Origin of the sequence: Levilactobacillus parabrevis ATCC 53295 (assembly GCF_001434055.1) — a bacterium.
GTDB lineage: Bacteria > Bacillota > Bacilli > Lactobacillales > Lactobacillaceae > Levilactobacillus > Levilactobacillus parabrevis.
Window position 1 is genome coordinate 1 of sequence record NZ_AZCZ01000028.1, and the last position, 22,220, is coordinate 22,220.

Below are 22,220 nucleotides of genomic sequence, written 5' to 3' on the forward strand. Positions count from 1 at the left end.
CACTTCAATTTTAAATCGAGGAATTTTATTTGGCCACAAATATTGGTATAATACTGATTGCTGGTAAGCAGTATCCGCTCAGTACGTATATGGTTAAAACTGTCGCCTGCGGCTGCCAGGGATTCCGCCGCTGTGGGGACCGCCTGCAGCCGAAGAGCGGGCTTCCGGCTCGGTTTGAAACCTCGCAAAATTCATGCGAGTTTCCAAACGCGTCCCACGCTGTAAGACCGGGAAAAGGCAATCACCCGGTCTAACACCGTCGTCACGGCTGGCTACATCCCTGGCCTCCTCCGGCTTGGCTAGTTTTGACAAAACGATGGTTTGTTTTCTTCTTTGACTGTGAGCTGAGCGTCTGTATTTTGGCTAAATTTGGGTTGGTATGAGAGCCAGTCTTAAATCTATGCCACAAAATATCACGTCTGGGACAAGGACATCTAATTTGCTAAAAATAAACGAAAAATTAGGAGGAATAATCACATGAAAGACAATATTCAAATGGGTGATGCTGAATTTGCCCAAATGATGCTGGTTCTCAAGGAACCCGTCACGCAGGCCAACCACAAGGAGTTTAAGTTCCTTGATGGCACCGAAACTGGTGAAATGCAGGAGATTGCGCCCGACATCTGGGCGATGCCAGCTTACATGCAGGAAGACGATGACTTTACGATGTTTTTCCTAACCACGCAAATTGAATCCGGTGAGACCGTGATGGCGTTTGCGACCGGGGAAACGGCTGACGGGGACTTCCGCTTGAGCCAGCCAATGGTGACTGGCGCCGGCTTAAACCTGCTAAATGACCAACAACCCAACCGGGCTAAGCGCGTTTTGAAATTTTTGAACGACATTTCCAAAGCTGATCAGGGTGACTGGCGGATGGTTAATGACTAAATAATTTGATTGTTTAGTCCCTGACCCCCTGGTTACGATTGTTCTTGACAAGGGTCTGTCACGGACCGTATACTGGTAAAAATTTAGTTCCTTTAACATCGTCCCGTGAGGCGGTGAAGGGTTCGACTTCCGGCGATAGCTGGGTAAACTGGGCGAGCACGCTTCCTTACGGGACGGGCACGCCTTTTTTTAAACCAATTTTGAACTGGAGGTCATGTGGCATGAAAGAACCATCGCGTTATCGTAATCCGGATGCGTTGATTGATATTTGGGAACGACCGAGTTTGGGACAGTGGTTTGGGTTATCGCTTCAGCATTTATTTTCCATGTTTGGGTCCACCGTCTTAGTCCCAATCTTGGTCGGGTTGAACCCGGGGATTGCCCTCTTTAGTTCCGGGGTGGGCACCCTGATGTACATTCTGATTACGCGTGGAAAGATTCCAGCATATATGGGGTCGAGTTTCTCATTCATCGTCCCCATGGTGGCCCTGATGAAGACGACCGGCTATCCGGGAATTGCACAGGGGACGATGGCTGTGGGACTGGTCTATCTGATTGTGGCAATCATTGTCGCCTTGGCCGGGTCCGACTGGATCAATAAGGTCCTGCCACCCATCGTGGTTGGGCCGATGATCATGGTCATTGGGTTGTCGTTAGCTGGCAGTGCTGCACAGAAGGCGACCGTTGACAGCAGCGGCAACTATCACTGGCAATTCTTCCTGGTGGCAATGATCACCCTGCTCCTGACGGTGGCTTTCAATCTTTACTTGAAGGGGTTCCTCGCGCTGATTCCCATCCTACTGGGGATCGTGTTTGGCTACATGGTGGGTGCGGTTGCCGGATTGGTCGACTTTAAGCCAGTACTGGAAGCGGCCTGGTTCCAGCTCCCCAAGTTTGAATTTCCGGGTGTGAGCTATCCGCTACACTTCTATTGGGGTGCCGTGCTGAGCCTCGCGCCCATTGCCTTCGTGACGATGACTGAACACATCGGCCACATCACGGTGTTAAATGAACTGACGCATCGTAACTTCTTCGAGGACCCGGGTCTCCATCACACGTTGGCCGGGGATGGCTTGGCGTCAATCGTGGCCAGTCTGGTTGGGGGACCGCCCGTGACCTCCTACGGTGAAAACGTCGGTGTGCTGGCAATCACGCGGGTTCACAGTGTCTACGTCCTGATTGGAGCAGCCGTGTTCGCGGTCATCTTCAGTTTTGTCGGCAAGTTGAGTGCCTTGATCGAAAGTATTCCTAATCCGGTTATTGGGGGAATCAGCTTCCTATTATTCGGGGTGATTGCCTCCAGCGGGATGCGAATCCTGATCGAAAAGCACGTTGATTTTAACAAGCGGCGTAACCTGATGATTGCTTCATCGATCCTGGTTATCGGGATTGGAAATGCCTACCTGAAGCTGGGCCAGTACGAATTTTCTGGGTTGGCCGTGGCGGCGGTATTGGGCATCACGCTGAACCTGGTTCTGCCAAAGGATGTCTAAAAAGTTGAGATAAAATAAAAGCATCGCTGACAACCTTTGCGTCAGCGATGCTTTATCGTTTCTGAGTGAGTTTGTGGTGAACTAGCCACCGATTGAAAAGTAGCGTAGCACAGCCATGGCCATAATTCCCACCACAACCACCATTAGCAGACTTTTGGTTAATATACCCGCAATCGTGGCGGGGATGGCGGCTAGACAGTTGGCCACGTTGAGGGTGGCGAGGTGACCGGGATTGGCGATGAACAGGCTTTGACAACACAGCGCCGTCATAATCGTAATGGGTACGAACGTCAGAAAGTCGATCAGCCATGCTGGCATGCTGACCTGTTTCACGAAGGCGAAAGGGAGAACCCGTGAAGCCACGGTAATCGCCCCGCAGCCAAGAATTACCCACAGTTCAGTTGCACTTATCGACATTTCTTCATCTCCATTCCAAAGAGACAGCCAGCCACCGTAGCGACCAGCAGGGCAAAGTTCTGGCTCATCAGGCCAATCATGAAGTAATAAATAATGGCAACAAAGATCATGACCATGAGTTGTAAGGACAAGCCCAAACGCCGGTCACTAATGAGTTGGAGGTAGACCAGCCCGATAAACATGGCCGTCAGAGCGAAGTCGAAACCAAAGCGGGTTGGGTCGGCAATCATGCCTCCCAGTAGGGCACCAACAATAGTTGCCACGCCCCAGACGAGGTAGGCCACTAAGTTAGCCGCAGATTGCCAAGCAAAGCTCAGCTTGCCGCTAGTCTTGTTCTGCTTGTTCATTGCCAGCGCAAACGTCTCATCGGTCACGAGGGTGCCAATCAGGAGATTCTTGAACAGAGACTCGTGCCGGAAATACTGAGCCAGACTGGTACTCATCAGGATCATCCGTGAGTTGACCAGAAAGGTCGAGATAAAGATGGCGGACAGTGGATCATGCAGCAGGAGCATGCTGGTGATGATGAATTGCGCGGAGCCAGTGTAAACGATAAAGGACATACCGGCCACGACCAGTAGACTTAGGTGACTAGTGTGCGCGACGATACCAAATGCTAATCCAACGCCAATGTAGCCAAAAACAGTCGGTAACACATCGCGGACGCCGGTCCTGAAGGTTAGTGAAGGACCCATAGACAGACTTCCTCTCATTGAAAATTAATCAAGTTAAGTACCAGTGTATCGCTATCGTTGGTGAAGGTAAACTGGCAATTTGAACTATTTAGTTCAATTGTTGGTGATAAGATAGATAGGGAGAATTGACGAGATAGATGTGGTGACACTAAAGCAGTGAAAAAAGGGATGCTCCAAAAGTTGTTAGGCCCTAAAAATTAACTCAAATTCATCCCAATCAATTTGGATGGAAGACTGGTGGGCCGCGGTTTATAGACTACTGATTTGGCCTAGCCCATTCTGCAACAAAAATGTAAAATTTCTGTGAAAAATACTTCGCGTAAAAGGGTTGCTTTTTGCTGATAGCGGTTGTATGATACTCTCATTGATAAACGAAGAAAGCGGGGTAAAGATGATGAAGATGAACTTAACTGAACTGGCAAAGGCGGCTAACGTTGATGCTAGTCGAATCGATGAATACGTTAAGCATGGTTTGCTGGGAGCAGATCATTCCGCCACGGAATTCGATGATTCGGATCTCTACTGGATTGATATGATTCAGTGTTTTCAGGATAACGGGACGTCTTTAGATGACTTATCCGGATTGTTACCACGATGCCGGAAGGGTCAATCTCGACTCATGCAAGTTTAGTAACGAAAGTGTAAATGTAGTACCAGATAACGCCGTGCGGGTTAGCCGCAGGCGTTATTTTTTTGCGTACAGTCAATCAATCTCCACGAGACGAAAAAAGACGGTCATGCCCACAATGGGGGATGACCGTCCTTTGACGTTACCGGTTATTCAGCTTTAACTTGCTTGATCAGCTGTTGCATGGCTTGGGCTTGGTAAGCGGCCGCAGCTTGCTTGGTAACTTTCTTCTGTTCTGCTGCTGACAACGATGGGTTCTTCGTCATCGCTGCCATGACCTGTTGCTTGACGTAGGCTGTAGCCGCCGTCTTTTGCTTGGCCTGAAAGGCTTTTGAACTGGTTAATTTTTGTAACTTTTTAGCTTGAGTTGCACTCAGAACCGTCCAGTCTTTGTTGACATAAATGGTGTTGGTTTCCTTCACGTACTTGTGACCGTTACCGGAGAGACCGAACCAGAAGCTGTACAGATCACTCTTATATTCGCGGTAAACCTTCTTGGTGACGATGCGGTTAGCTCCCGTCGTCCGTTTAACCACGTTCTTGGTGGTGACTTTAGCCTTGGTGTGGCTGGTCTTCTTGGCATCAGCGCTGGTCTTGTAAACGTAGACCTGGTGCTTGTTCGCAGTCCCGATAGATTGATAGATCATCATCGGAAGCTGCTTAGAAGGTGAAGCCGAGTAAATCTTTTGGGTCGACGTCGTGGTGACGTTGTGCAGGCCGTAGTGATCATGATCGTTCTTGACCATGAAGAAGATACTAGTTAGCATCCCGACGATGGCGAGAACGGTCAACGTATTTGCGAGGGCCCGCTTAGACATGTAAACGTAAAAGACGAAAGCGAGAACCGCACAGAGAACTAATGTAATGACAATCACTTTGCGGCACCTCCTTTAATAGAATCTTCATCCGCCATGTGAACGGAATGGGAACCCTTCAATTGGAAGGCCACAAACAGGGCAATGACACTGAATCCAATGGCAATCCAGAAGGCGGCATGGTAACCGTTCAAAGTGGCGTTAATGGCACGTGAGGCGTAGCTCAGAGGGTCCGTCGTCAAGACGTGCTTAGCAGGCATACTGTTCTTGGTAACGTTGGTCAAGACACTGACCATGATAGCCGTTCCGACAGAGCTGGCGACTTGCCGTTGGGTGTTGTTGACGGCAGTCCCGTGAGACAGCATGTTCATTGGTAAAGCGTTCATTCCGGCAGTGGTTGCTGGCATCATAACCATGGCGATCCCGAACATCCGGATGGCATAGAGGATCACGATGTACAGCGTTGAGGTATCCTTGGTGATCCAGACGAATGGCAAGGTCCCGACCGTCAGGAGGAACATCCCCATCGTGGCTAAACGCTTAGCCCCAAAGCGGTCAAATGCCCGCCCGGTGATAGGACTCATAATCCCCATCATAAGGGCGCCGGCTAACAGCGTCAGCCCTGAATGAAAGGCGGACATCCCTTTAACCATTTGAAGGTAGAGGGGAATGACCATTTCCACGCCGACCATGGCCATGTTGACCACGGAACTTAAGATGGCCGCAATTGTAAATTGCTTAGACTTGTAAACGCGGAAGTTCAAGAATGGATCGTCCATGACGAGTTGACGCCAGATGAACAGACCAACGAAGATGAACCCGATAATCAAGGTCGAGAGAACTTTGACGCTACCCCAACCGTCGTCACCAACGGAGGAGAAACCATACAGCATGCTCCCGAATCCGATGGTAGACAGAATTGCGGATAGCACGTCTAAGGGTTCTTTGTGCGTTTCCAGCACGCTACGCATGAGCCAGAAGCTGGCTAAGATCACGACGGCAACGATTGGAATGATCATCCCGAAGAGGTCCCGCCAGGTCCAGTTGTCAATGACCCACCCAGAAAGGGTCGGGCCAATAGCTGGTGCCAGACCAATGACGATCCCGGCAAGACCCATGGCGGTTCCCCGTTTGTTAGCGGGGAAGATCGTCAGCATCATGGTCTGCAGTAATGGCATGGAGACTCCCACACCAACGGCTTGAATCAGCCGGCCGGCCAATAGCATTGGGAAGCTAACGGCGGCCCAACAAGTGATGGTTCCGACTAAGAAAGTTGTCATGGCACTAATGTACAAAACCTTGGAGCTGATGGTGTTCAGCAACCAGGCACTGATGGGAATCATGATCCCATTGACTAACAGAAATCCCGTGGTCAACCATTGTACGGTTGACGTTGAGACATCAAAGGCCTTCATTAAGGTTGGAAAGGCCGTACTTAAAATAGTTTGGTTTAAAACGGTACAAAACGTCCCAATTAATAGGAGAACAACCAGGAGGTTCCGGTTGTAGGGCTTGCCGTTTGTATCAAGCGATGCTGCATTTCCCAAAATAATTCCCTCTTTTTCCTAAAATTAATTCTGAAATCACTATACGCAGAATGAACTATTTTGTCAACTAGCTTGACAACCTTTTTAGAATATATATACTAGTTGGAGAAAAGTGAACAAGCTTTTTAAATTACCTAACAAAATTGATGACCGCTTTCATTACGTTTAGACGGGCATTTTTAAAAATTGGAATTTTTGTGAAAGTGGGTGACCTTCTAATGAATGAAGACGAAACAAATTTAATTAAAAAATTTCCGATGGCCCATATTGTACTGGGAATCGGGGATGTGGCCGAAGCAACTGGTGTCTCGCAGAGCCAGCTCCGTTACTGGGAGCGCAAGGGCTATATTCACAGCCAGGAGGTTGGGGATGGCAAGAACCGTAAATTTAGCTATAAGACGTTGATACAGGTGCAGCAGATCAAGACGCTTCTGGATCAGGGCCTCACGTTGGTGGCTGCGGTCAAGCAAGCAAAGCGCCGTAAGGACTTGTTTGATGCACTCAGATCCTTCGTGGATGGGCGGTTTTCACATGTCAGTATGGCCGACGACGGGGACGTTCAGATCAACCTCGGTCAGTTCGATCCGGACCCGACTCAGGAGTTGATTGCGGAGCGTGTTGCGAGTCAGTGGCACTTTAAGCTGATTCCAGCAGTTAAATAGGGCGATTTTATTGTTAATCGCCTGTAACAATGGTAACCTGAAGACACGGGAGATTCTTCAGGTCCCAGGCAGAAAAAACTTTCGATACCAATCGATCTTCTGGCTGGATTGGTGGTCAATCATGTTGTTGACGTGTTGTGAAACCAGGCTAATAACCATGAGTAATAGCGCGTTCATCTCGCGCATGGACTACGTTAACTTAAGTTGACGTAAGCAATCGTGAAACCTAAACGACGTGTTTTTTGGAAAATTGAAACTGCTTTTGATTTTTCGCTCGCCCGGAACGGCTTCCGTTGGCGGTCGGTCAAGTTTAGAAAGTTCTTGACCAGCCGCTTTTTTTGTTGCCATTTTTGTCTTGGACGTGGCGGTTAACGTCGCCTCCCGGGCGGTCAACTATCGGCCGGAACGCTGGTGGCGGACGTCGGAAGCCAAGGAGCGGTCTTCCAACTTGTCCTCAAGCCGCTATGAATCGCGTCTCAAGGACACCAATTCTCTAAGCGGTCAAAATCACCACTAAGAGAATTCCACCGGCTGAGCCGATAGTTGACCGCCCTCCGGCTGACACTGACCGTGTTGCCAAGTCTGTAATGGCATGCAATAAGCCGCGTTGGTTTGTATCACGCTTAGCAAGCGGATATAGGTAACTATGAATCAAGAGAGGTATCCAGTCTAACTGCACCGTCGCGGGGTTCCGTTCCTATTCGACTCCGGTTCTGGCCTAAACGGTGGTCACAACGTGTCATCACATTTTTAAGACTTAGAGATGGGCATACGCTCTGAGTAATCACTATTGTTTTAAGCTATAATAGTTAGTTTCATCCGTGAGAAATCTGTGAGAAAATGAAAGGAAAATGAAACGGCAATTTTTCTATGAAAGCTATCAAACGGGCGTTTTCATTTGTGCCATTTTGCACAGAAGAAAAAAGTTGGTCAAGATGGTTGTATTTCGTCGTCAGCGTGTTAATATAACAAAATCGCTTTAAAACAAAAACATGAAGGATGGTGTTATACATGCTGTTACGACAAGCTACTATGGCGGACTTACCACAAATTGAATCAATCATTCGTGATGGTCGTGAATTATTGGCGGCCCAAGCAATTGATCAATGGCAGGGAGCCTACCCCAACACTGCGGTCTTAGTTGACGACATTCACCAAGGGTGGACGGTCGTGTTGGAAGAAAACAACGAAATCTTGGGGACTGCCGCAATTATTCCGGGAGAGGACCCAACGTACAAACAGATTGAAGGTCAGTGGCTGACCAAACAGGCGCCTTACTTGGCGATTCATCGTGTAGCAGTATCCAGCCACCATCATGGTCGGGGACTTGCTGGTGAATTGTTCAGTCGGCTCTTTGAACAGATTGACCACGCTGCGGACATCGAAAGTATCCGCATTGATACGCACCCTCAAAATATGGCAATGCAACACGTTATCAAGAAGAACGGTTTCACTGAAACTGGAATGATTGATCTCGCAGCCGTTGATATGCCCGGCACGAAGGATTTTGCTTACGAACGGGTCACGGCTAACGTTAAACCAGAACACGTGCTGCACTCAGTGACGACTAAGTAATTTTAGGACGCCCGGCGCTGCTAAATAAAGAATGTATATAATAGTAGGATTGGTTCCGCTTTCATCGGGAATTGATCCTATTTTTGTATCAAAGTCAGGTTTGCCGAAAACCACCTTTTCATTCACCCTAAACTCTGCGATAATAGGAAGTAGTCAACCATAGGGGTGATGCGCGTTGGAAAAGAGTAGCTTATCGGGTGGCCGGTTCTTTCTGGTTACTGTGTTAAATGTTGTGATTACGATATTTGAATTCATCGGGGGTCTATTGTCGGGCAGTCTTTCACTGCTCTCAGACGCCTTTCACAACTTTGGCGACGCGCTCTCCATCGTGTTGAGTTACGCGGCCCATAAGATTGGTGGTCGGCAGCAGACCCGCACCAACACGTACGGTTACCGGCGTGCGGAAATCTTGGCGGCGCTGTTGAATGCCCTGGTGTTGGTGGTCGTCTGCGTCATTCTGGCGGTCGAGGCTGTCCGGCGACTCTTCCATCCCGAGCACGTGCAGGGGACGGTGATGCTCCTAGTCGCCGTCGTTAGTTTTGGCGCGAATCTCTTATCAACGGTTCTTTTGAATCGCGGGGCTAAGCACAATCTAAACGTTCGGGCGACCTACCTGCACTTATTGAGTGATGCGCTGGCATCAGTTGGTGTGATTGTTGGGGCCGTGATGATCACCGTGTGGCACGTGAACTGGGTTGATCCCGTAATTACGATTCTGGTGGGCATTTACATTGCCATTGAGTCTTGGCCAATCGTGAAGCAGACGTTGGGCATCCTGATGGAAGCTTCGCCGGACCTCGACTATGAGGCGATAGCTCAGGATATTGAGCGGTTGCCGGAAGTTGAGGGGGTCCATCACCTGCACGCTTGGCAAATTGACGAGAACAACATTGTCTTTTCGGTACACGTGAATATGGATGATCTTCCACTAGCGGAGATTGAACCGATTTATCGGCAGATTGAAACCTTGCTGTGTCGGAAGTATAATGTAAATCACGTGACGATTCAGGCGGAGTGCCACCGTGGTGAGCACGAAGCGTTATTTTATGATCAAAATGATTGGCGGCACGAGTAATTGTGCTGTTGCGGTTGTTGGGTTAGGAACATAATCTAGATGAGGTGAACAGTGATGACTCCGATGAAGGAGGATTATTTAAAAATTATTTTTGAGCTGGGTGGTAAGCAAAAGAAAGTTTCCAATAAACAGATTGCTATCAGCTTGAATATTGCTGCCGGGTCCGTGACCGAAATGGTCAATAAGATGACGGCAGAGGGCTTGGCCGAGCATACGCCTTACGCCGGCATTTCCCTGACTAACCGGGGAATCCGGTTGGCCGAAGATTTGGTTCGTAAGCACCGAATCTGGGAAGTCTTTCTCGTGGAAAAGTTGGATTACGATTTGCCCGACGTTCACGCGGAAGCTGAAGTGCTGGAACATGTGACGAGTCCCAAATTAGTTAATTCGCTGGACGACATGCTGGGTCACCCCACGCATTGTCCCCATGGTGGGGTCATTCCGGACCGGTTTGGCCACTACCATGAAGACAGCCATACCGTCTTAAACGATGCCAAGGATGGCTCGGTTGTGACTGTGGACCGGTTTATCGATAATCGGGACCTGTTGACGTATTTAGGTGACTTGGAGCTGGATATTGGCGATCAGCTGCGGATCATCAAACACGATCCGTTTGAGGGCCCCGTGACCGTGCAGAACTTAACGGACGATGCGGAACTGATTGTGAGTTACAAGGCGTCCCACTACATCTTCATTAAATAAATCTGAGCTGAGCATTGTCGCCTGCGGCTGCCAGGGGTTCTGCCGCTGTGGGGAACGACTACAGCCAAAAGGCGGGCTTCCGTCTCGGTTTGAAACCTCGCTAAAATCGTGCGAGTTTCCAAACGCGTCCCACGGTGTAAGCCCGGGTAAAAGCAACCGTCCGGACTAACACCGTCGTCACGGCTGGCGCCACCCCTGGCTGCCTCCGTCTAGACAAACATTTAGCTGGCAACATTTAATGCCTTTGAAGCGCTGACGTAGCGTTTTAAACTTTGAGTATCAACTAAAATGTAATTAATTGAAGGGAACAATCGGCATCTGTCGGTTGTTCCTTTTTTCTATGGTTGACGGCAGGTCGCCTGCGGATGTCGGAAATTCTGTGATGACTGAACGGGGAGGTCCGAGCGCCCGTTCAGTCATCACCGCCACGGCTGGCTCCATTCCTGGCCTCCTCCGGCTAGGATCGTCATGGCCATTGATACAGGTTACATACCGATATAAGTTTAGTATCCGAATGAGATGTATCCGCTATTTTAACGATTCTATGACTGTAAAATTTTTGTCTGATTCAGGCTGTATCGCTATGAGTCGGTGGTCTGTTACTATCCTTAAAAGCACTTATACTTATTACTAATGTAAAAATCCGGGAATCTGTCTCACTTTTTTCAGAATACGTAGAGGTTTCGGCTGAGTATGAAAACTGGTTGGGGTTGAAGCGCCGCCTATTGCTAGTGAACGTCGACATTTGGTGGCATCTGGGGATGTTAGTTAAGTAAATAGAAGTGTCTCAGGAACAAAAGCACCATTTGTGGTCAAAGATAGTCCAGCCGTAGGCGACACTTCGTAGACCAGCCAGCCAAATTCTAAAGTATTTGCGTTATCCGGTAAGTTAGTGGTGTCAGACCCATAGCGACTGTCGTATAATAAATGAAAACCGGCGGGAGGGACAGAGATGAGTAGCCAGAAGAAACGGGATCAATTAATCTTACATACGGCATTAACCGCTGGTCGAATCATGATTGAAAATGGATCGGAAGTCGAGCGGGTCGAGGATACTATGGAACGCATCGCCCACAATGCGGGGGCGAAGACCAGTCAACTCTTCGTGATGATCACGGGGATCCTGATGGCCATCAACGGGGAGGTTGGTGCTCAGATCGAGCCAGTCAAGCGCCGGACGTTTGATTTGGAAAAAATCTCTGTTGTCAATGACTTGTCGCGACAATTTGCGGCGCATAAGATCACCTTACAGGAGTTTGCTAATCGTTTGGACCACTTGGACAAGTCAACGAAGTACTTTCCGTTTTGGCTCCAGCTGCTGTCGGCTGCTATGGTCAGTGGGCCACTGGAAGTCGTCTTCCGGCACAACCTTCCCGATTTTTGGATTACCTGTGTGGTGGGAGCCTTAGGCTGGTTGGTCTTTTACCTGCTCAACAAGTTCATCCAGATTCGCTTCCTGTCAGAATTTGCGGCGGCGGCCACGATCGGTGTGCTGGCAATCTGGTCGGTTCACTTAGGGTTGGGGAATAGCGTCGATGACATTATCATCGGGAGCGTCATGCCCCTCGTACCCGGCGTGCCCATTACCAACTCGGTGCGTGACATTCTGGCTGGTAACCTGGTCAGTGGCCCGGCTCGGGGTGTGGAGGCTTTGGTCAGTGCGGCTGCTATCGGCTTTGGCATTGCCATGGTCTTACAATTTCTTTAGGGAGGGTACCAAATGTCTTTGACTGAATTTTTAATTGAGGTTGCCGGTAATTACGTTGCGACCATCGGCTTTGGTATCCTACTGAATATTCCCCGTCGTGCGCTGAACTTTGCCGGGTGGATTGGGGTACTGGGCTACTTTGTGTATAAATTTATCGTCATCTGGGGTGGCGGCTACGTCGTCGGTAATATGATGGGAGCGGTCGTCATTGGAGTGGCCTCGCTACAAGCCGCCCGTATCAAGAAGATGCCAATGATTCTCTTTAACATCCCTGCACTGGTACCATTGGTGCCGGGAGGGCAGGCCTACCAGATGATCAAATACTTTGCGTTGGGCGAGAATTCCACGGCGTTTGTCTTCCTGATCCAGGTCGTCATGATTTCCGGGGCGATTGCCTTCGGGTTCCTATTGTCGGAATTGGTCAACCGGGTCCAGCAACGGGTCTGGCGGCATCGGCGATAACCTTAAGGAAGTCTGATAATCTTATAGCAACTCTAGAAATCTAGCGGTGGGGTGGTATACTCATTGCTAGGGGTTTCCCAGAATCGGGTATGACGAAAGGAATTTTAATCATGATGTTATTTAATCGAGATCGGGATCGGCCGTGGAAGTTTACACTGACCACGGTGCTTTTCCTGGTTGTGGCTTACTTTGTGAAGGTCCAGAACGCCTACGTGGACTTCTTGGATTCATCGATCATTGATGTGATTCAAAAAAATCAGCCGGAATGGAAGACGTTATTGTACCGGGGCGTAACCAGTCTGGCAGAACCGAAATTAGCTATTATCTGGGCCTTAATTCTGGCCTTCCTACTGTGGGGCTTTAAATTCAAGATTCCAGCGCTCTGGTGTCTGGCGACCTTAGCGGGTGGGGATGTCATCGCCGCTTTGGTTAAGAAGTTCGTTGCGCGTGCGCGGCCATCAACTCATTTGGCTATCGACGATGGGTTTAGTTTTCCTAGTGGGCACGTCTTCGGAACATTTCTGATCATTGCGATGATCTGGGTCGTGCTCTTGCCGATGATTGCGCATGCGTGGAAGGCGTGGTTACTTCGGATCATCCTGATTGTCTGGATGGGGTTGGTCATGATCTCCCGGATCTACTTAAACGCCCACTTCCCAACGGATACCATTGGGGCCATCTTACTAGCCTACCTGTGGTTACAAGTGGCAGAAGGACTCTACATTCGGTTCGCACCGATGATGCAGAACTGGCCATTACTCAAGAGATCTGAAATTTAAGGGTATGAAAGTGAAGCTGAGGATAAGATTCTTAGCTCAAATCAAAAGGTAGTTGCATCGATTCCACTGGGAATTGACGCAACTACCTTTTTGTCAATGGTTCTTTAAATGACTTTAAGTTAATTCAATTCATCCAGCCACTCGTTCGCTAAGTCCATCCAGTGGGCGACGTGGGGTAAATCGGTTCCTGGCTTCCACGCCGTCACGTGGTTGGCAAGTGCTAAGCCGTGGGGACCGTGGTGGAAGATGTGGAGGTCGGTATCCACGTGATGGGCCAGGGAAGCCTGCGCGTAACTCAGGGCATTTTGAACCGGAACCAGTGGGTCGGCGGCCGTGCCCCAGATGAAGGTTGGCACGTTTTGGTCGTTGACTAGCTCATCTGCGGCGATGCTATCGACGTCGGCGGACCAGCTTGCTAGGACTTGCTGGTCGGTTGGGAACCCTAACTTGGATGAGATGACCGGGTAGCCGAGGATTACGGCGTTGGGTTTGACCTGGTCTGGCTGTGTTCCGGCGAGGCCATTGATCTGGTCATCGTGCCAGAGGTCATTGAAGAGGGCAACGATGTGACCACCCACGGAGAAGCCAGCGACAGTGATGCGGTTGGCATCAATGCGCCAATCCGCTGCGTGTTGACGAATCGTGGCCACACTTTGTGCCAATTCAACGACGGGTGCTGGTAGCAGGGGTTGTTTTTCTCCCGTAAAGCTATAGCGGAGAAAGAAAGCTTGGAAACCACGGGCGGACCAGGCTAGCGTCAAGTCCTCGGCCTGCTGTTCGGGGATGTGGGTGTAAGAGCCACCGGGAACGATAATCATAGCGGGATAGGCTGTATCGCCATCCTCACGCAGATAGCCCTGTAGGTAAGCCGCGGAGTCAGTGGCAAGCGACTGGGTAATAATCTTCATTGCAAATCCTCCTTGAGTTATTGAATCATGTTAGTATAGATGCTAAAGGTTATGCAGACGTTATATCTAATTGTAACGCACTTTATCAAAAAGTAACGAGAGGGAGTTGTGCGAGTGACAGCAATTTTAAAGACGCAGCGGCTAGACTTACGCCCGCTGACGGACAGTGACTATCCGGCCTATAAGCGGCTAGTGACCAACCCGGTGATCGCGCAGCCCGTGGGCTTCTCACCACAACCGGATGACAGGCAAGTTCGGCGGTGGTACCGTGCGGATCGAAACAGCGCGCGGTCCTATGCAATCATTCTTCATCAGACCAATCAGTTTATTGGCGCGGTTATCTTTTACGATTGGTTCGCAGACAATGGCCTGCCTGACGAGACGAGTCTGGAATTAGGTTATTTCTTGGACCCGGAATACTGGGCGCAAGGGCTGATGCCCGAAGCCTTAATGGCGTGTTTTAAGGACTTGAAACGGGCGGAATCACCGGTTAAATCGGTCTGGGCGAACTGCCTGGTCAGCAATGGTCGGTCCTGCCAATTATTAGAAAAATTATGTTTCCAAACAATCGGTGACCAATTGATGGGCGTGACCGGTGGTGGACAAACGTTGCAACGACAGGCTTTATTTTGCCTAAACCTGAATGATTCTCAAAATAATTGACACTAATCTAAATTTAATCTTGCAATTTTCAAAATTCATGAGTATACTTCAATGTATCGAATAGAAGAGGCGCAATCAACATGAGTCGCTTTCCTCAGGTGGGTATCACCGATGAGGGGAAGCAAAAGGGGCGATTGCCGAAATTCCCACGTGACTACCTAGCGTGAGGGTTGGGTCCTGGTTTAACAGATCAGGGACTGTCGCAGTCAAATATTAGGCTGCGGGGCGCTTTCAACGATATTGACTTGGAATTATGAACTTTCCAATCTCTTTCGCGGGCTTTTATTGCGAAGGAGATTTTTTCGTTCACTGGGTCGTTTCGAGGAAGTCCTTCTAAAATAAGAAGGAGGAAACATTATGGAACAAAGCATGACAAACGCAACAACCAGCGAGGCTTCTGATCAAGTTAAGCGGGGACTCAAGACGCGACACGTCTCAATGATCGCGTTAGGTGGCTGTATCGGGACAGGATTATTCGTCGCAAGTGGATCGGCCATCTCAACTGCCGGGCCTGGTGGTGCGCTAGTTGCCTATGTTGCCATGGGTCTGATGGTTTACTTCCTGATGACTAGTTTGGGTGAAATGGCCACGAACATGCCAATCTCTGGTTCGTTCGCCGCGTATTCCGCCAAGTATGTTGACCCAGCTTTAGGATTTGCGATGGGCTGGAATTACTGGTTCAACTGGGCCATTACGGTTGCCGTTGATATTTCTACTGCTGCTCTGGTCATGAAGTTCTGGTTACCTGGCGTTCCCGGTTGGATCTGGAGTGCCGTTGCCTTGCTTCTGGTCTTCACAATCAACGCATTCTCCGTTCAAGCCTTTGGTGAAACGGAATTCTGGATGTCTCTGATCAAGGTTGTTACGATCTTTATCTTCCTGGCTGTTGGTTTAATGACGATCGTTGGTATCATGGGCGGTCACGCAACTGGCTTGGAAAACTTCACTTACAAGAAGGCACCATTTGTTGGCGGTTTCCCAGCCATTCTGAGTGTGTTCGTTGTTGCCGGGTTCTCCTTCCAAGGTACTGAATTAGTTGGTATCACGGCTGGTGAATCTGAAGACCCTTCACACAGTGTTCCTAAGGCGATTAACTCAGTGTTCTGGCGGATTATTTTATTCTATATTTTAGCTATCTTTGTCATTGCCGCCGTCTTACCATACACGAGTCATGATCTGTTAGGTTCTTCTGCAAGTGACATTGCAATCAGTCCATTTACGTTGGTCTTCCGTCGTGCTGGTTTGGCTGCTGCTGCCAGCGTGATGAACGCGGTTATCTTGACGGCCGTTATCTCAGCTGCTAATTCTGGGATGTACGCGTCAACGCGGATGCTGTTCTCCTTGTCAAAGGAAGGCTACGCACCTAAGTTGTTCGAAAAGACTGGTAAGAACGGGATTCCTTATCCTGCATTGTTTGCCACGACCATCATCGCTGCGCTGACCTTTATCAGTAGTATTGCCGGTCCTCAAATCTACATGTGGTTAGTTGCCGCTAGTGGGTTGACTGGGTTCATCGCTTGGTTCGGGATTGCTTTATCTCACTTACGGTTCCGTCGGGCGTTCACCTTACAAGGTCACAAGCTGTCTGAACTGAAGTACCATGCAAAGTGGTTCCCATTAGGACCAATTCTGGCCTTGGTATTATGTATCGCCGTAATCGTGGGTCAAGATCCACAATCCTTCTTCACTGGTAACTGGGAACAAGTGCTGGTTACCTACATGAGTGTGCCACTGGTCTTAGTCCTCTACATTGGCTACAAGATCAAGAAGCACACGAAGTTGATTCCATTGAAGGATGTCGACGTTTCCCCAGTCCATCGTGATGGGACGTTAAAGGAAGACGCTGCGGCACGTGAAGCATCAAACGATTAATCTGGAATTGTGTGGGCAATTTTCACTTAAATAAAAAAATTTTAACGACGATTGGTTCGAGTGAATCCCGACCAGTCGCCGTTTTGTGTCTGACAAGGGGACAGAACCCGTGAACCGCTGAAGAGGAATTTCCCACGATATATTGTCTTTTGCCGATAGGGTTGGTACAATATGTAGTGTTGAAATTTAGACCGGATGAAAACGATTTCCGGTATGCGCGTAAATCAAAGGAGAGATAGCATGCTTGTACTATCAGGAACAATTGGGGCCGGCAAGACGAGTTTAACGAACTTATTAGCCGAACACTTACAGAAACCAGCTTTTTATGAATCGGTGGACGATAATAAGATTTTGCCACTGTTTTACCAGAACCCGCAAAAGTATGCTTTCTTATTGCAAATTTACTTTTTAAACAAGCGGTTGGACAGCATCAAGGCTGCCAACGCTGACGATGAAAGTGTCTTGGATCGTTCAATCTTTGAAGACTCCTTACTCTTTCACTTAAACGCCGACCTCGGTCGAGCAACCAGTACGGAAGTCGATATCTACGATTCTTTACTGGCCAACATGATGCAAGAATTACCAGACGCCGTTCACAAGAAGAACCCCGATCTATTGATCCACATCAACATTTCCTTTGAAACGATGTTGGAACGGATCAAAAAGCGCGGCCGTTCTTACGAACAGATCGATCACGATCCTAGCTTGTTCGAATACTACAAGCAACTCGATCAACGTTACGTGAACTGGTACAACAACTACGACAAGTCACCTAAGATGCAAATCGACGGCGACAAGCTGGACTTCGTGGAAGACCCAGCAGCGCGTCAAGAAGTTCTCCACTTGATCGACGAAAAGATTGCTTCACTCTAAGCTTAACTTGAGTAAACCATGATAAATGGTTGAGAGCACTGACCACGGTTGGTGCTCTTTTCTTTACAGCAAAATATTAAGAGCAAAATGAAGATTAATGGTTGCCACTAAGCTAGTGTGGTTTGTCCGCACTGCGGCTGCCAGAGATTCCGCCTGCTGTGGGGACGCTCCAGCCTGAGAAGCGGGCTTCCGACTCGACTTGGAGCCACGAAGCCCACCTGTCTCCAAGGTCGCCCGTGCTGTAAACTGGCCAAAAACCGCCAGTTAACACCACCTCCACGGCCGGCTCCATCCCTGGCAGCCTCCGGCTAAAGATTGTGTGTAACCATTTTAAAGATCAAGGTACTTTTCAACTGATGGTAGACAATAACCGTGGTTAGTTGTGTGTCTAAAGTTTAGGCTGATGATTTTACTGGATCGTTTAGATGTAACTGGCGATGATTAATCTTGACTGCATTTGTGCGGTTAGTGACGACAGGTCGTGAAGAACTGAGTGACCATGTAAAGCCATCGTCGTAGGAGGTCAGAGATGGAGCCAGCTGTGACAATGGTGTTGGTAGGTGTTCTTTGCCTACCTACAGCATGGGACGACCTTGGAGACTTGCTGTACTTTGCGAGGCTTCAAGGCGAGCCGGAAGCCCGTCCTTTGGCTGTAGGCGGTCCCCACAGCAGGCGGAATCTCTGACAGCCGCAGACGATGCTGTACCAGGCGGGAAATTTTCCCGATTGTCATCACGGCCGAAATGCGGTATGATTAGCGTAATCAAAACACGAGGTGCCTATCCAGTAGACGGCCAGAGAAGCGGGGCAAGCTGCAAACCGCAACGTCGAACATTCCAGCACTAACTAAAGTGGGCGGGTAATGCCGCACGGTGCAGACCGTTATCATGTTCAAGGGTATGGCTGAAGATTGCAGTCATGAACTTGGGTGGTACCGCGAAGGTCTTCGTCCCATGTGACGGAGGCTTTTTTTGTATCATCCGGAAAATTGAAGGGAGTAAGTAGATGTTAGATTTAAAATTGATTCGCCAAGAACCCGACTTCATTAAAGAAAAGTTAGCAACCCGGGGTGTTGATCCCGCTGATATCGATAGCCTGTTAGGCTTAGATGCGCAACGCCGGGAATTGATTGTCAAGAGTGAAACCATGAAGGCCCAACGCAACACGGTGTCCGATGAGATTTCACAACTGAAGCGTAATAAGGAAGATGCTAACGACAAGATTACCGAAATGCGTCAGGTTAGTGCGGACATCAAGAAGATTGATGCCGACCTTGACACGTTGAAAGCCCAAGTTCACGATGCCGCCGCTCACCTCCCTAACATTCCTAATGACAACGTGCCTGTTGGCTTGACGGAAGATGGTAGTGTGGAAATTCGCAAGTGGGGCGAAAAGCCTAACTTGGACTTCAAGCCAAAGGCCCACTATGAATTGGGTGAAGACTTGGGCATCTTGGACTTCGAAGCAGGGGCCAAGGTTTCTGGGAGTCGTTACCTCTACTACTTAGGTTTAGGTGCACGTTTGGAACGAGCTGTCTACAATTTCTTCCTCGATGAAAATACCAAGGCTGGCTTCAAGGAAGTCCTACCGCCATACATCGTGAATGATGATTCCATGTACGGAACCGGCCAATTCCCTAAGTTTAAAGAAGACGTTTACCAACTGCGGGACGAAGACATGACCTTGATTCCTACGGCCGAAGTACCTTTGGTCAACTACTACCGTGACGAAGTGATCCCTGAAGAGGACCTGCCAGTTTGGTTCACCGCTTTGACTCCCGCCTTCCGTTCCGAAGCTGGGAGCGCCGGTCGCGATACCCGTGGGCTGATCCGTCTTCACCAATTTAACAAGGTTGAAATGGTGAAGTTCTGTAAGCCAGAAAACTCATGGGATGAACTGGAAGCCTTAACGAAGCATGCTGAAAGCCTCTTACAGAAGCTTGGCTTGGCTTACCATGTGATTACGTTGACGACCAGTGACATGAGCTTCACGGCCGCAATGACTCATGATTTGGAAGTCTGGTTCCCAGAACAAAACACGTACCGGGAAATTTCCAGTTGTTCTAACACGACGGACTTCCAAGCGCGTCGAGCCCACATTCAATACCGTGACGATAATGGTAAGCTCCAATACGTCCACGCTTTGAATGGGTCTGGCTTGGCCGTTGGTCGGGCAGTCGCTGCAATCATGGAAAACTACCAAAACGCTGACGGTTCCATCACGGTTCCCGATGTCTTGGTACCTTACATGGGTGGCGTGACACGGATCACGAAGTAACCGCTCGTCGTTTGCGGGACGTGTGATAGTTTAGCTAAATGTAACTTGAATGCGTCAATATGAATAAGTAGTCAGTGCACGTCAGCACTGAGGAGGGTCCTTAACGGTGAATACAACCGTTAAGGACCCTTTTTGAATGGGGAGCTGAAATGAGATGAATGGTGTCGCGTGGGGCTCTGACGAGCGTATGAGGCGGTCTAATTATGAAATGAATAATTATTTTGGGTATTTTTGCAATTTCTTATTGACGTAGGGTAGGGAGTTCGTATAAAATAGTTTCTGTTGGTTAATTAGCTCCCACCGCGCTGAAGGCGCAGGACGGTGTGTTGGCCGCAATTATAAGAAATAAGCGATTCAAGTTTTTTGCAAGAAAATGCAAAAAAGACTAGCTTTTTCTTCTCAGGTACGCTAAAATATTACTTGTTGTTAAGCGAGTAGTTATTCAGCTAACGAATATTTATTCAAAATATTTCAAAAAGGTTGTTGACAAGCTTCGCTGAACATGGTAAATTATAATAGTTGTTTCGAGCGAGATACACTTCTTGCTTCGGAAGTTCATGGAGGATTAGCTCAGTTGGGAGAGCGTCTGCCTTACAAGCAGAGGGTCACAGGTTCGAGCCCTGTATCCTCCATCGGGAACTTAAGTTCCTAGGCGTTAGTTCGCCAACGTTGCAGGTGTGGCGGAACTGGCAGACGCGCTAGATTTAGGTTCTAGTGTCTTATGACGTGGGGGTTCGAGTCCCTTCACCTGCATTAACCGAATATTGCAAAATATCTTAAAAAATATTTTGCCGACTTAGCTCAGTTGGCAGAGCATCTCACTAGTAATGAGGAGGTCGGAGGTTCGAATCCTCTAGTCGGCATGGCACCATTAATATAATAGCCAATTTGCGGAAGTAGTTCAGTGGTAGAACATCACCTTGCCATGGTGGGGGTCGCGGGTTCGAATCCCGTCTTCCGCTTTTGCCCTTTTGCCGGGGTGGCGGAATTGGCAGACGCACAGGACTTAAAATCCTGCGGTCAGTGATGACCGTACCGGTTCGATCCCGGTCCTCGGCATTTAATTGAATAATAATTATGCACCCATAGCGCAATTGGATAGAGTGTCTGACTACGAATCAGAAGGTTGTAGGTTCGACTCCTACTGGGTGCATTTTTGTTGCTTATAAGCAATTGTAAGCAATTTTCGGGAAGTAGCTCAGCTTGGTAGAGCACCTGGTTTGGGACCAGGGGGTCGCAGGTTCGAATCCTGTCTTCCCGATTTGACTGACAAGATTAGTGGGTCAGTGAGCTTTTTCTCGGGAAGTAGCTCAGCTTGGTAGAGCACCACGTTCGGGACGTGGGGGTCGCAAGTTCAAATCTTGTCTTCCCGATTTTTTTATCCCGAATACATATAATAAAAGTAACGGCGGTTTCCATACAGATTGTTTGGATGCTGGCCGTTTTTTTGTTACCATAGATTACTAAGTGCTGTTGGCTGCTAATCTGACCTGATTGGGTTACGATTATATTATAGAAGTGAAGCCCATCTGCCGGCTGGTGAAAAGCGGATTTTAGGGACTGTGGCTGAGAGCTTGATTGTGGGTTGTTGGTAAGAAAATAAAACTTCTCAGCGATAAGCGGTCTAATCCGTTGCAATTTCACTGGAATTTCGTATAATATTAGTCAACATTAGTCAAGAACACTAGACTGAAGGGGGGACGATAATGGAGAATCAAAATATTTCGGATATTATTGAATCTTACCTGAAGCAGATTTTGGCTGAATCCCAGCAGGTGGAGATCCGCAGAGCGGAAATTGCCAATCAGTTTAACGTTGTGCCGTCCCAGATCAATTACGTCATCAAGACGCGTTTCACGATTCAGGATGGGTACGTGGTTCAGAGTAAACGGGGCGGTGGCGGTTATATTCGGATCGAAAAGGTCAAGCTGCTCGACAACCTCGATTTTATCGACTCGTTGGTCAGTGCCGTTGGCGATCAGATTTCCCGGCATGATAGTTTGTCCGTTGTGCGGAGCCTGTTCGAAGCGGGAGCCATCAACCGAAGCGAGGCCAATATCATCTTGGCTGCCATTAACAAGGACGCCATCAACACGGGTGACCGACAGGCTGATGAGCAGATTCGCGCTCAGATTTTAATTTCGATTTTGAATCACCTACGATATGAGAGTTAAGAAAGTG

General features: G+C 48.8%; 20 protein-coding genes, 8 tRNA genes and 1 riboswitch. Of the genes, 23 read left to right on the forward strand and 5 right to left on the reverse strand.

Annotated elements, in window-relative coordinates; genetic code table 11:
- Positions 1-477 precede the first annotated feature (477 nt).
- A complete protein-coding gene (locus tag FD07_RS08200; protein ID WP_020089860.1) occupies positions 478-888 on the forward strand; it encodes a hypothetical protein in 411 nt (136 codons plus the stop codon).
- A gap of 221 nt (positions 889-1,109) precedes the next feature.
- On the forward strand, positions 1,110-2,381 hold the full coding sequence (locus tag FD07_RS08205; protein ID WP_020089859.1) for a uracil-xanthine permease family protein: 1,272 nt from the start codon (positions 1,110-1,112) through the stop codon (positions 2,379-2,381).
- A gap of 81 nt (positions 2,382-2,462) precedes the next feature.
- Here FD07_RS08205 and FD07_RS08210 read toward each other — a convergent pair whose 3' ends face one another.
- Both FD07_RS08210 and FD07_RS08215 read right to left on the reverse strand, forming a co-directional pair.
- Positions 2,463-2,798, reverse strand: coding sequence for an AzlD domain-containing protein (locus FD07_RS08210; RefSeq protein WP_020089858.1), 336 nt, complete (start codon positions 2,796-2,798; stop codon positions 2,463-2,465).
- Positions 2,789-3,493 (reverse strand): AzlC family ABC transporter permease, encoded by a 705-nt coding sequence (locus FD07_RS08215; protein ID WP_020089857.1) that lies wholly within the window; start codon positions 3,491-3,493, stop codon positions 2,789-2,791. Before FD07_RS08215 ends, FD07_RS08210 begins: the two co-directional genes overlap by 10 nt.
- 394 nt (positions 3,494-3,887) lie before the next feature.
- Here FD07_RS08215 and FD07_RS08220 point away from each other — a divergent pair, with 394 nt between their 5' ends.
- The gene (locus FD07_RS08220) at positions 3,888-4,124 is read left to right on the forward strand and encodes a MerR family transcriptional regulator (protein WP_033388892.1); all 237 of its coding nucleotides are present in this window, start codon (positions 3,888-3,890) and stop codon (positions 4,122-4,124) included.
- Between the two features lie 146 nt (positions 4,125-4,270).
- Here FD07_RS08220 and FD07_RS08225 read toward each other — a convergent pair whose 3' ends face one another.
- Both FD07_RS08225 and FD07_RS08230 read right to left on the reverse strand, forming a co-directional pair.
- Entirely contained in the window at positions 4,271-4,996 is a 726-nt protein-coding gene (locus tag FD07_RS08225) for a DUF4811 domain-containing protein (RefSeq protein ID WP_020089855.1), read from the reverse strand.
- Complete coding sequence (locus tag FD07_RS08230) at positions 4,993-6,483, reverse strand: MDR family MFS transporter (RefSeq protein ID WP_020089854.1); 1,491 nt, start codon at positions 6,481-6,483, stop codon at positions 4,993-4,995. The genes FD07_RS08225 and FD07_RS08230 overlap by 4 nt, the downstream gene beginning before the upstream one ends.
- A 218-nt stretch (positions 6,484-6,701) precedes the next feature.
- Here FD07_RS08230 and FD07_RS08235 point away from each other — a divergent pair, with 218 nt between their 5' ends.
- The 7 genes from FD07_RS08235 (at position 6,702) to FD07_RS08265 (ending at position 13,446) form a co-directional block, all read left to right on the forward strand.
- Complete coding sequence (locus FD07_RS08235) at positions 6,702-7,145, forward strand: MerR family transcriptional regulator (RefSeq protein ID WP_020089853.1); 444 nt, start codon at positions 6,702-6,704, stop codon at positions 7,143-7,145.
- Between the two features lie 1,011 nt (positions 7,146-8,156).
- On the forward strand, positions 8,157-8,720 hold the full coding sequence (locus FD07_RS08240; protein WP_020089851.1) for a GNAT family N-acetyltransferase: 564 nt from the start codon (positions 8,157-8,159) through the stop codon (positions 8,718-8,720).
- A 175-nt stretch (positions 8,721-8,895) separates the two neighbouring features.
- Positions 8,896-9,795, forward strand: a complete 900-nt coding sequence (locus FD07_RS08245; RefSeq protein WP_020089850.1) for a cation diffusion facilitator family transporter — start codon at positions 8,896-8,898, stop codon at positions 9,793-9,795.
- A gap of 54 nt (positions 9,796-9,849) precedes the next feature.
- Entirely contained in the window at positions 9,850-10,497 is a 648-nt protein-coding gene (locus tag FD07_RS08250; RefSeq protein ID WP_020089849.1) for a metal-dependent transcriptional regulator, read from the forward strand.
- Between the two features lie 952 nt (positions 10,498-11,449).
- Entirely contained in the window at positions 11,450-12,205 is a 756-nt protein-coding gene (locus FD07_RS08255) for a threonine/serine exporter family protein (protein ID WP_020089846.1), read from the forward strand.
- A 12-nt stretch (positions 12,206-12,217) separates the two neighbouring features.
- Positions 12,218-12,667: a threonine/serine exporter family protein gene (locus tag FD07_RS08260; RefSeq protein ID WP_020089845.1), complete on the forward strand. Its 450-nt coding sequence runs from the start codon at positions 12,218-12,220 to the stop codon at positions 12,665-12,667.
- 110 nt (positions 12,668-12,777) lie between these two features.
- The gene (locus tag FD07_RS08265; RefSeq protein WP_020089844.1) at positions 12,778-13,446 is read left to right on the forward strand and encodes a phosphatase PAP2 family protein; all 669 of its coding nucleotides are present in this window, start codon (positions 12,778-12,780) and stop codon (positions 13,444-13,446) included.
- A 119-nt stretch (positions 13,447-13,565) separates the two neighbouring features.
- On the opposite strand, the gene FD07_RS08270 is transcribed toward FD07_RS08265, so the two are convergent.
- On the reverse strand, positions 13,566-14,354 hold the full coding sequence (locus FD07_RS08270; protein WP_020089843.1) for an alpha/beta hydrolase: 789 nt from the start codon (positions 14,352-14,354) through the stop codon (positions 13,566-13,568).
- 114 nt (positions 14,355-14,468) lie between these two features.
- Between FD07_RS08270 and FD07_RS08275 the strand changes: the two genes are divergently transcribed.
- The 13 genes from FD07_RS08275 (at position 14,469) to FD07_RS08340 (ending at position 22,213) form a co-directional block, all read left to right on the forward strand.
- Positions 14,469-15,017, forward strand: coding sequence for a GNAT family N-acetyltransferase (locus FD07_RS08275; RefSeq protein ID WP_020089842.1), 549 nt, complete (start codon positions 14,469-14,471; stop codon positions 15,015-15,017).
- 56 nt (positions 15,018-15,073) lie between these two features.
- A riboswitch (Lysine riboswitch) is annotated at positions 15,074-15,256 on the forward strand.
- Between the two features lie 118 nt (positions 15,257-15,374).
- Positions 15,375-16,889: an amino acid permease gene (locus FD07_RS08280; protein WP_020089841.1), complete on the forward strand. Its 1,515-nt coding sequence runs from the start codon at positions 15,375-15,377 to the stop codon at positions 16,887-16,889.
- A 240-nt stretch (positions 16,890-17,129) separates the two neighbouring features.
- Positions 17,130-17,762, forward strand: coding sequence for a deoxynucleoside kinase (locus FD07_RS08285; protein ID WP_020089840.1), 633 nt, complete (start codon positions 17,130-17,132; stop codon positions 17,760-17,762).
- A 1,005-nt stretch (positions 17,763-18,767) separates the two neighbouring features.
- A complete protein-coding gene (gene serS / locus FD07_RS08295; RefSeq protein ID WP_020089837.1) occupies positions 18,768-20,039 on the forward strand; it encodes a serine--tRNA ligase in 1,272 nt (423 codons plus the stop codon).
- Positions 20,040-20,598: 559 nt separating this feature from the next.
- Positions 20,599-20,671, forward strand: a tRNA-Val gene (locus tag FD07_RS08300).
- Positions 20,672-20,710: 39 nt separating this feature from the next.
- Positions 20,711-20,792 (forward strand) — tRNA-Leu (locus FD07_RS08305).
- Positions 20,793-20,829: 37 nt separating this feature from the next.
- Positions 20,830-20,902: transfer RNA gene (locus FD07_RS08310), tRNA-Thr, on the forward strand.
- 27 nt (positions 20,903-20,929) lie between these two features.
- A tRNA-Gly gene (locus FD07_RS08315) sits at positions 20,930-21,001 on the forward strand.
- Between the two features lie 11 nt (positions 21,002-21,012).
- Positions 21,013-21,098 (forward strand) — tRNA-Leu (locus FD07_RS08320).
- 20 nt (positions 21,099-21,118) lie between these two features.
- Positions 21,119-21,192 (forward strand) — tRNA-Arg (locus FD07_RS08325).
- A 34-nt stretch (positions 21,193-21,226) separates the two neighbouring features.
- Positions 21,227-21,300, forward strand: a tRNA-Pro gene (locus tag FD07_RS08330).
- Between the two features lie 38 nt (positions 21,301-21,338).
- Positions 21,339-21,412, forward strand: a tRNA-Pro gene (locus FD07_RS08335).
- 333 nt (positions 21,413-21,745) lie between these two features.
- Positions 21,746-22,213: a CtsR family transcriptional regulator gene (locus FD07_RS08340; RefSeq protein ID WP_020089836.1), complete on the forward strand. Its 468-nt coding sequence runs from the start codon at positions 21,746-21,748 to the stop codon at positions 22,211-22,213.
- The last annotated feature ends 7 nt before the right edge of the window (positions 22,214-22,220 follow it).

Bases quoted from the DNA above. Each gene is read 5' to 3' on its own strand.
- FD07_RS08200 (WP_020089860.1), top strand. From the start codon at position 478: ATGAAAGACAATATTCAAATGGGTGATGCTGAATTTGCCCAAATGATG.
- FD07_RS08255 (WP_020089846.1), top strand. From the start codon at position 11,450: ATGAGTAGCCAGAAGAAACGGGATCAATTAATCTTACATACGGCATTA.
- FD07_RS08265 (WP_020089844.1), top strand. From the start codon at position 12,778: ATGATGTTATTTAATCGAGATCGGGATCGGCCGTGGAAGTTTACACTG.
- FD07_RS08235 (WP_020089853.1), top strand. From the start codon at position 6,702: ATGAATGAAGACGAAACAAATTTAATTAAAAAATTTCCGATGGCCCAT.
- FD07_RS08260 (WP_020089845.1), top strand. From the start codon at position 12,218: ATGTCTTTGACTGAATTTTTAATTGAGGTTGCCGGTAATTACGTTGCG.
- FD07_RS08280 (WP_020089841.1), top strand. From the start codon at position 15,375: ATGGAACAAAGCATGACAAACGCAACAACCAGCGAGGCTTCTGATCAA.
- FD07_RS08215 (WP_020089857.1), bottom strand. From the start codon at position 3,493: ATGGGTCCTTCACTAACCTTCAGGACCGGCGTCCGCGATGTGTTACCG.
- FD07_RS08270 (WP_020089843.1), bottom strand. From the start codon at position 14,354: ATGAAGATTATTACCCAGTCGCTTGCCACTGACTCCGCGGCTTACCTA.
- FD07_RS08340 (WP_020089836.1), top strand. From the start codon at position 21,746: ATGGAGAATCAAAATATTTCGGATATTATTGAATCTTACCTGAAGCAG.
- FD07_RS08205 (WP_020089859.1), top strand. From the start codon at position 1,110: ATGAAAGAACCATCGCGTTATCGTAATCCGGATGCGTTGATTGATATT.
- FD07_RS08250 (WP_020089849.1), top strand. From the start codon at position 9,850: ATGACTCCGATGAAGGAGGATTATTTAAAAATTATTTTTGAGCTGGGT.
- serS (WP_020089837.1), top strand. From the start codon at position 18,768: ATGTTAGATTTAAAATTGATTCGCCAAGAACCCGACTTCATTAAAGAA.
- FD07_RS08285 (WP_020089840.1), top strand. From the start codon at position 17,130: ATGCTTGTACTATCAGGAACAATTGGGGCCGGCAAGACGAGTTTAACG.
- FD07_RS08220 (WP_033388892.1), top strand. From the start codon at position 3,888: ATGAAGATGAACTTAACTGAACTGGCAAAGGCGGCTAACGTTGATGCT.
- FD07_RS08210 (WP_020089858.1), bottom strand. From the start codon at position 2,798: ATGTCGATAAGTGCAACTGAACTGTGGGTAATTCTTGGCTGCGGGGCG.
- FD07_RS08240 (WP_020089851.1), top strand. From the start codon at position 8,157: ATGCTGTTACGACAAGCTACTATGGCGGACTTACCACAAATTGAATCA.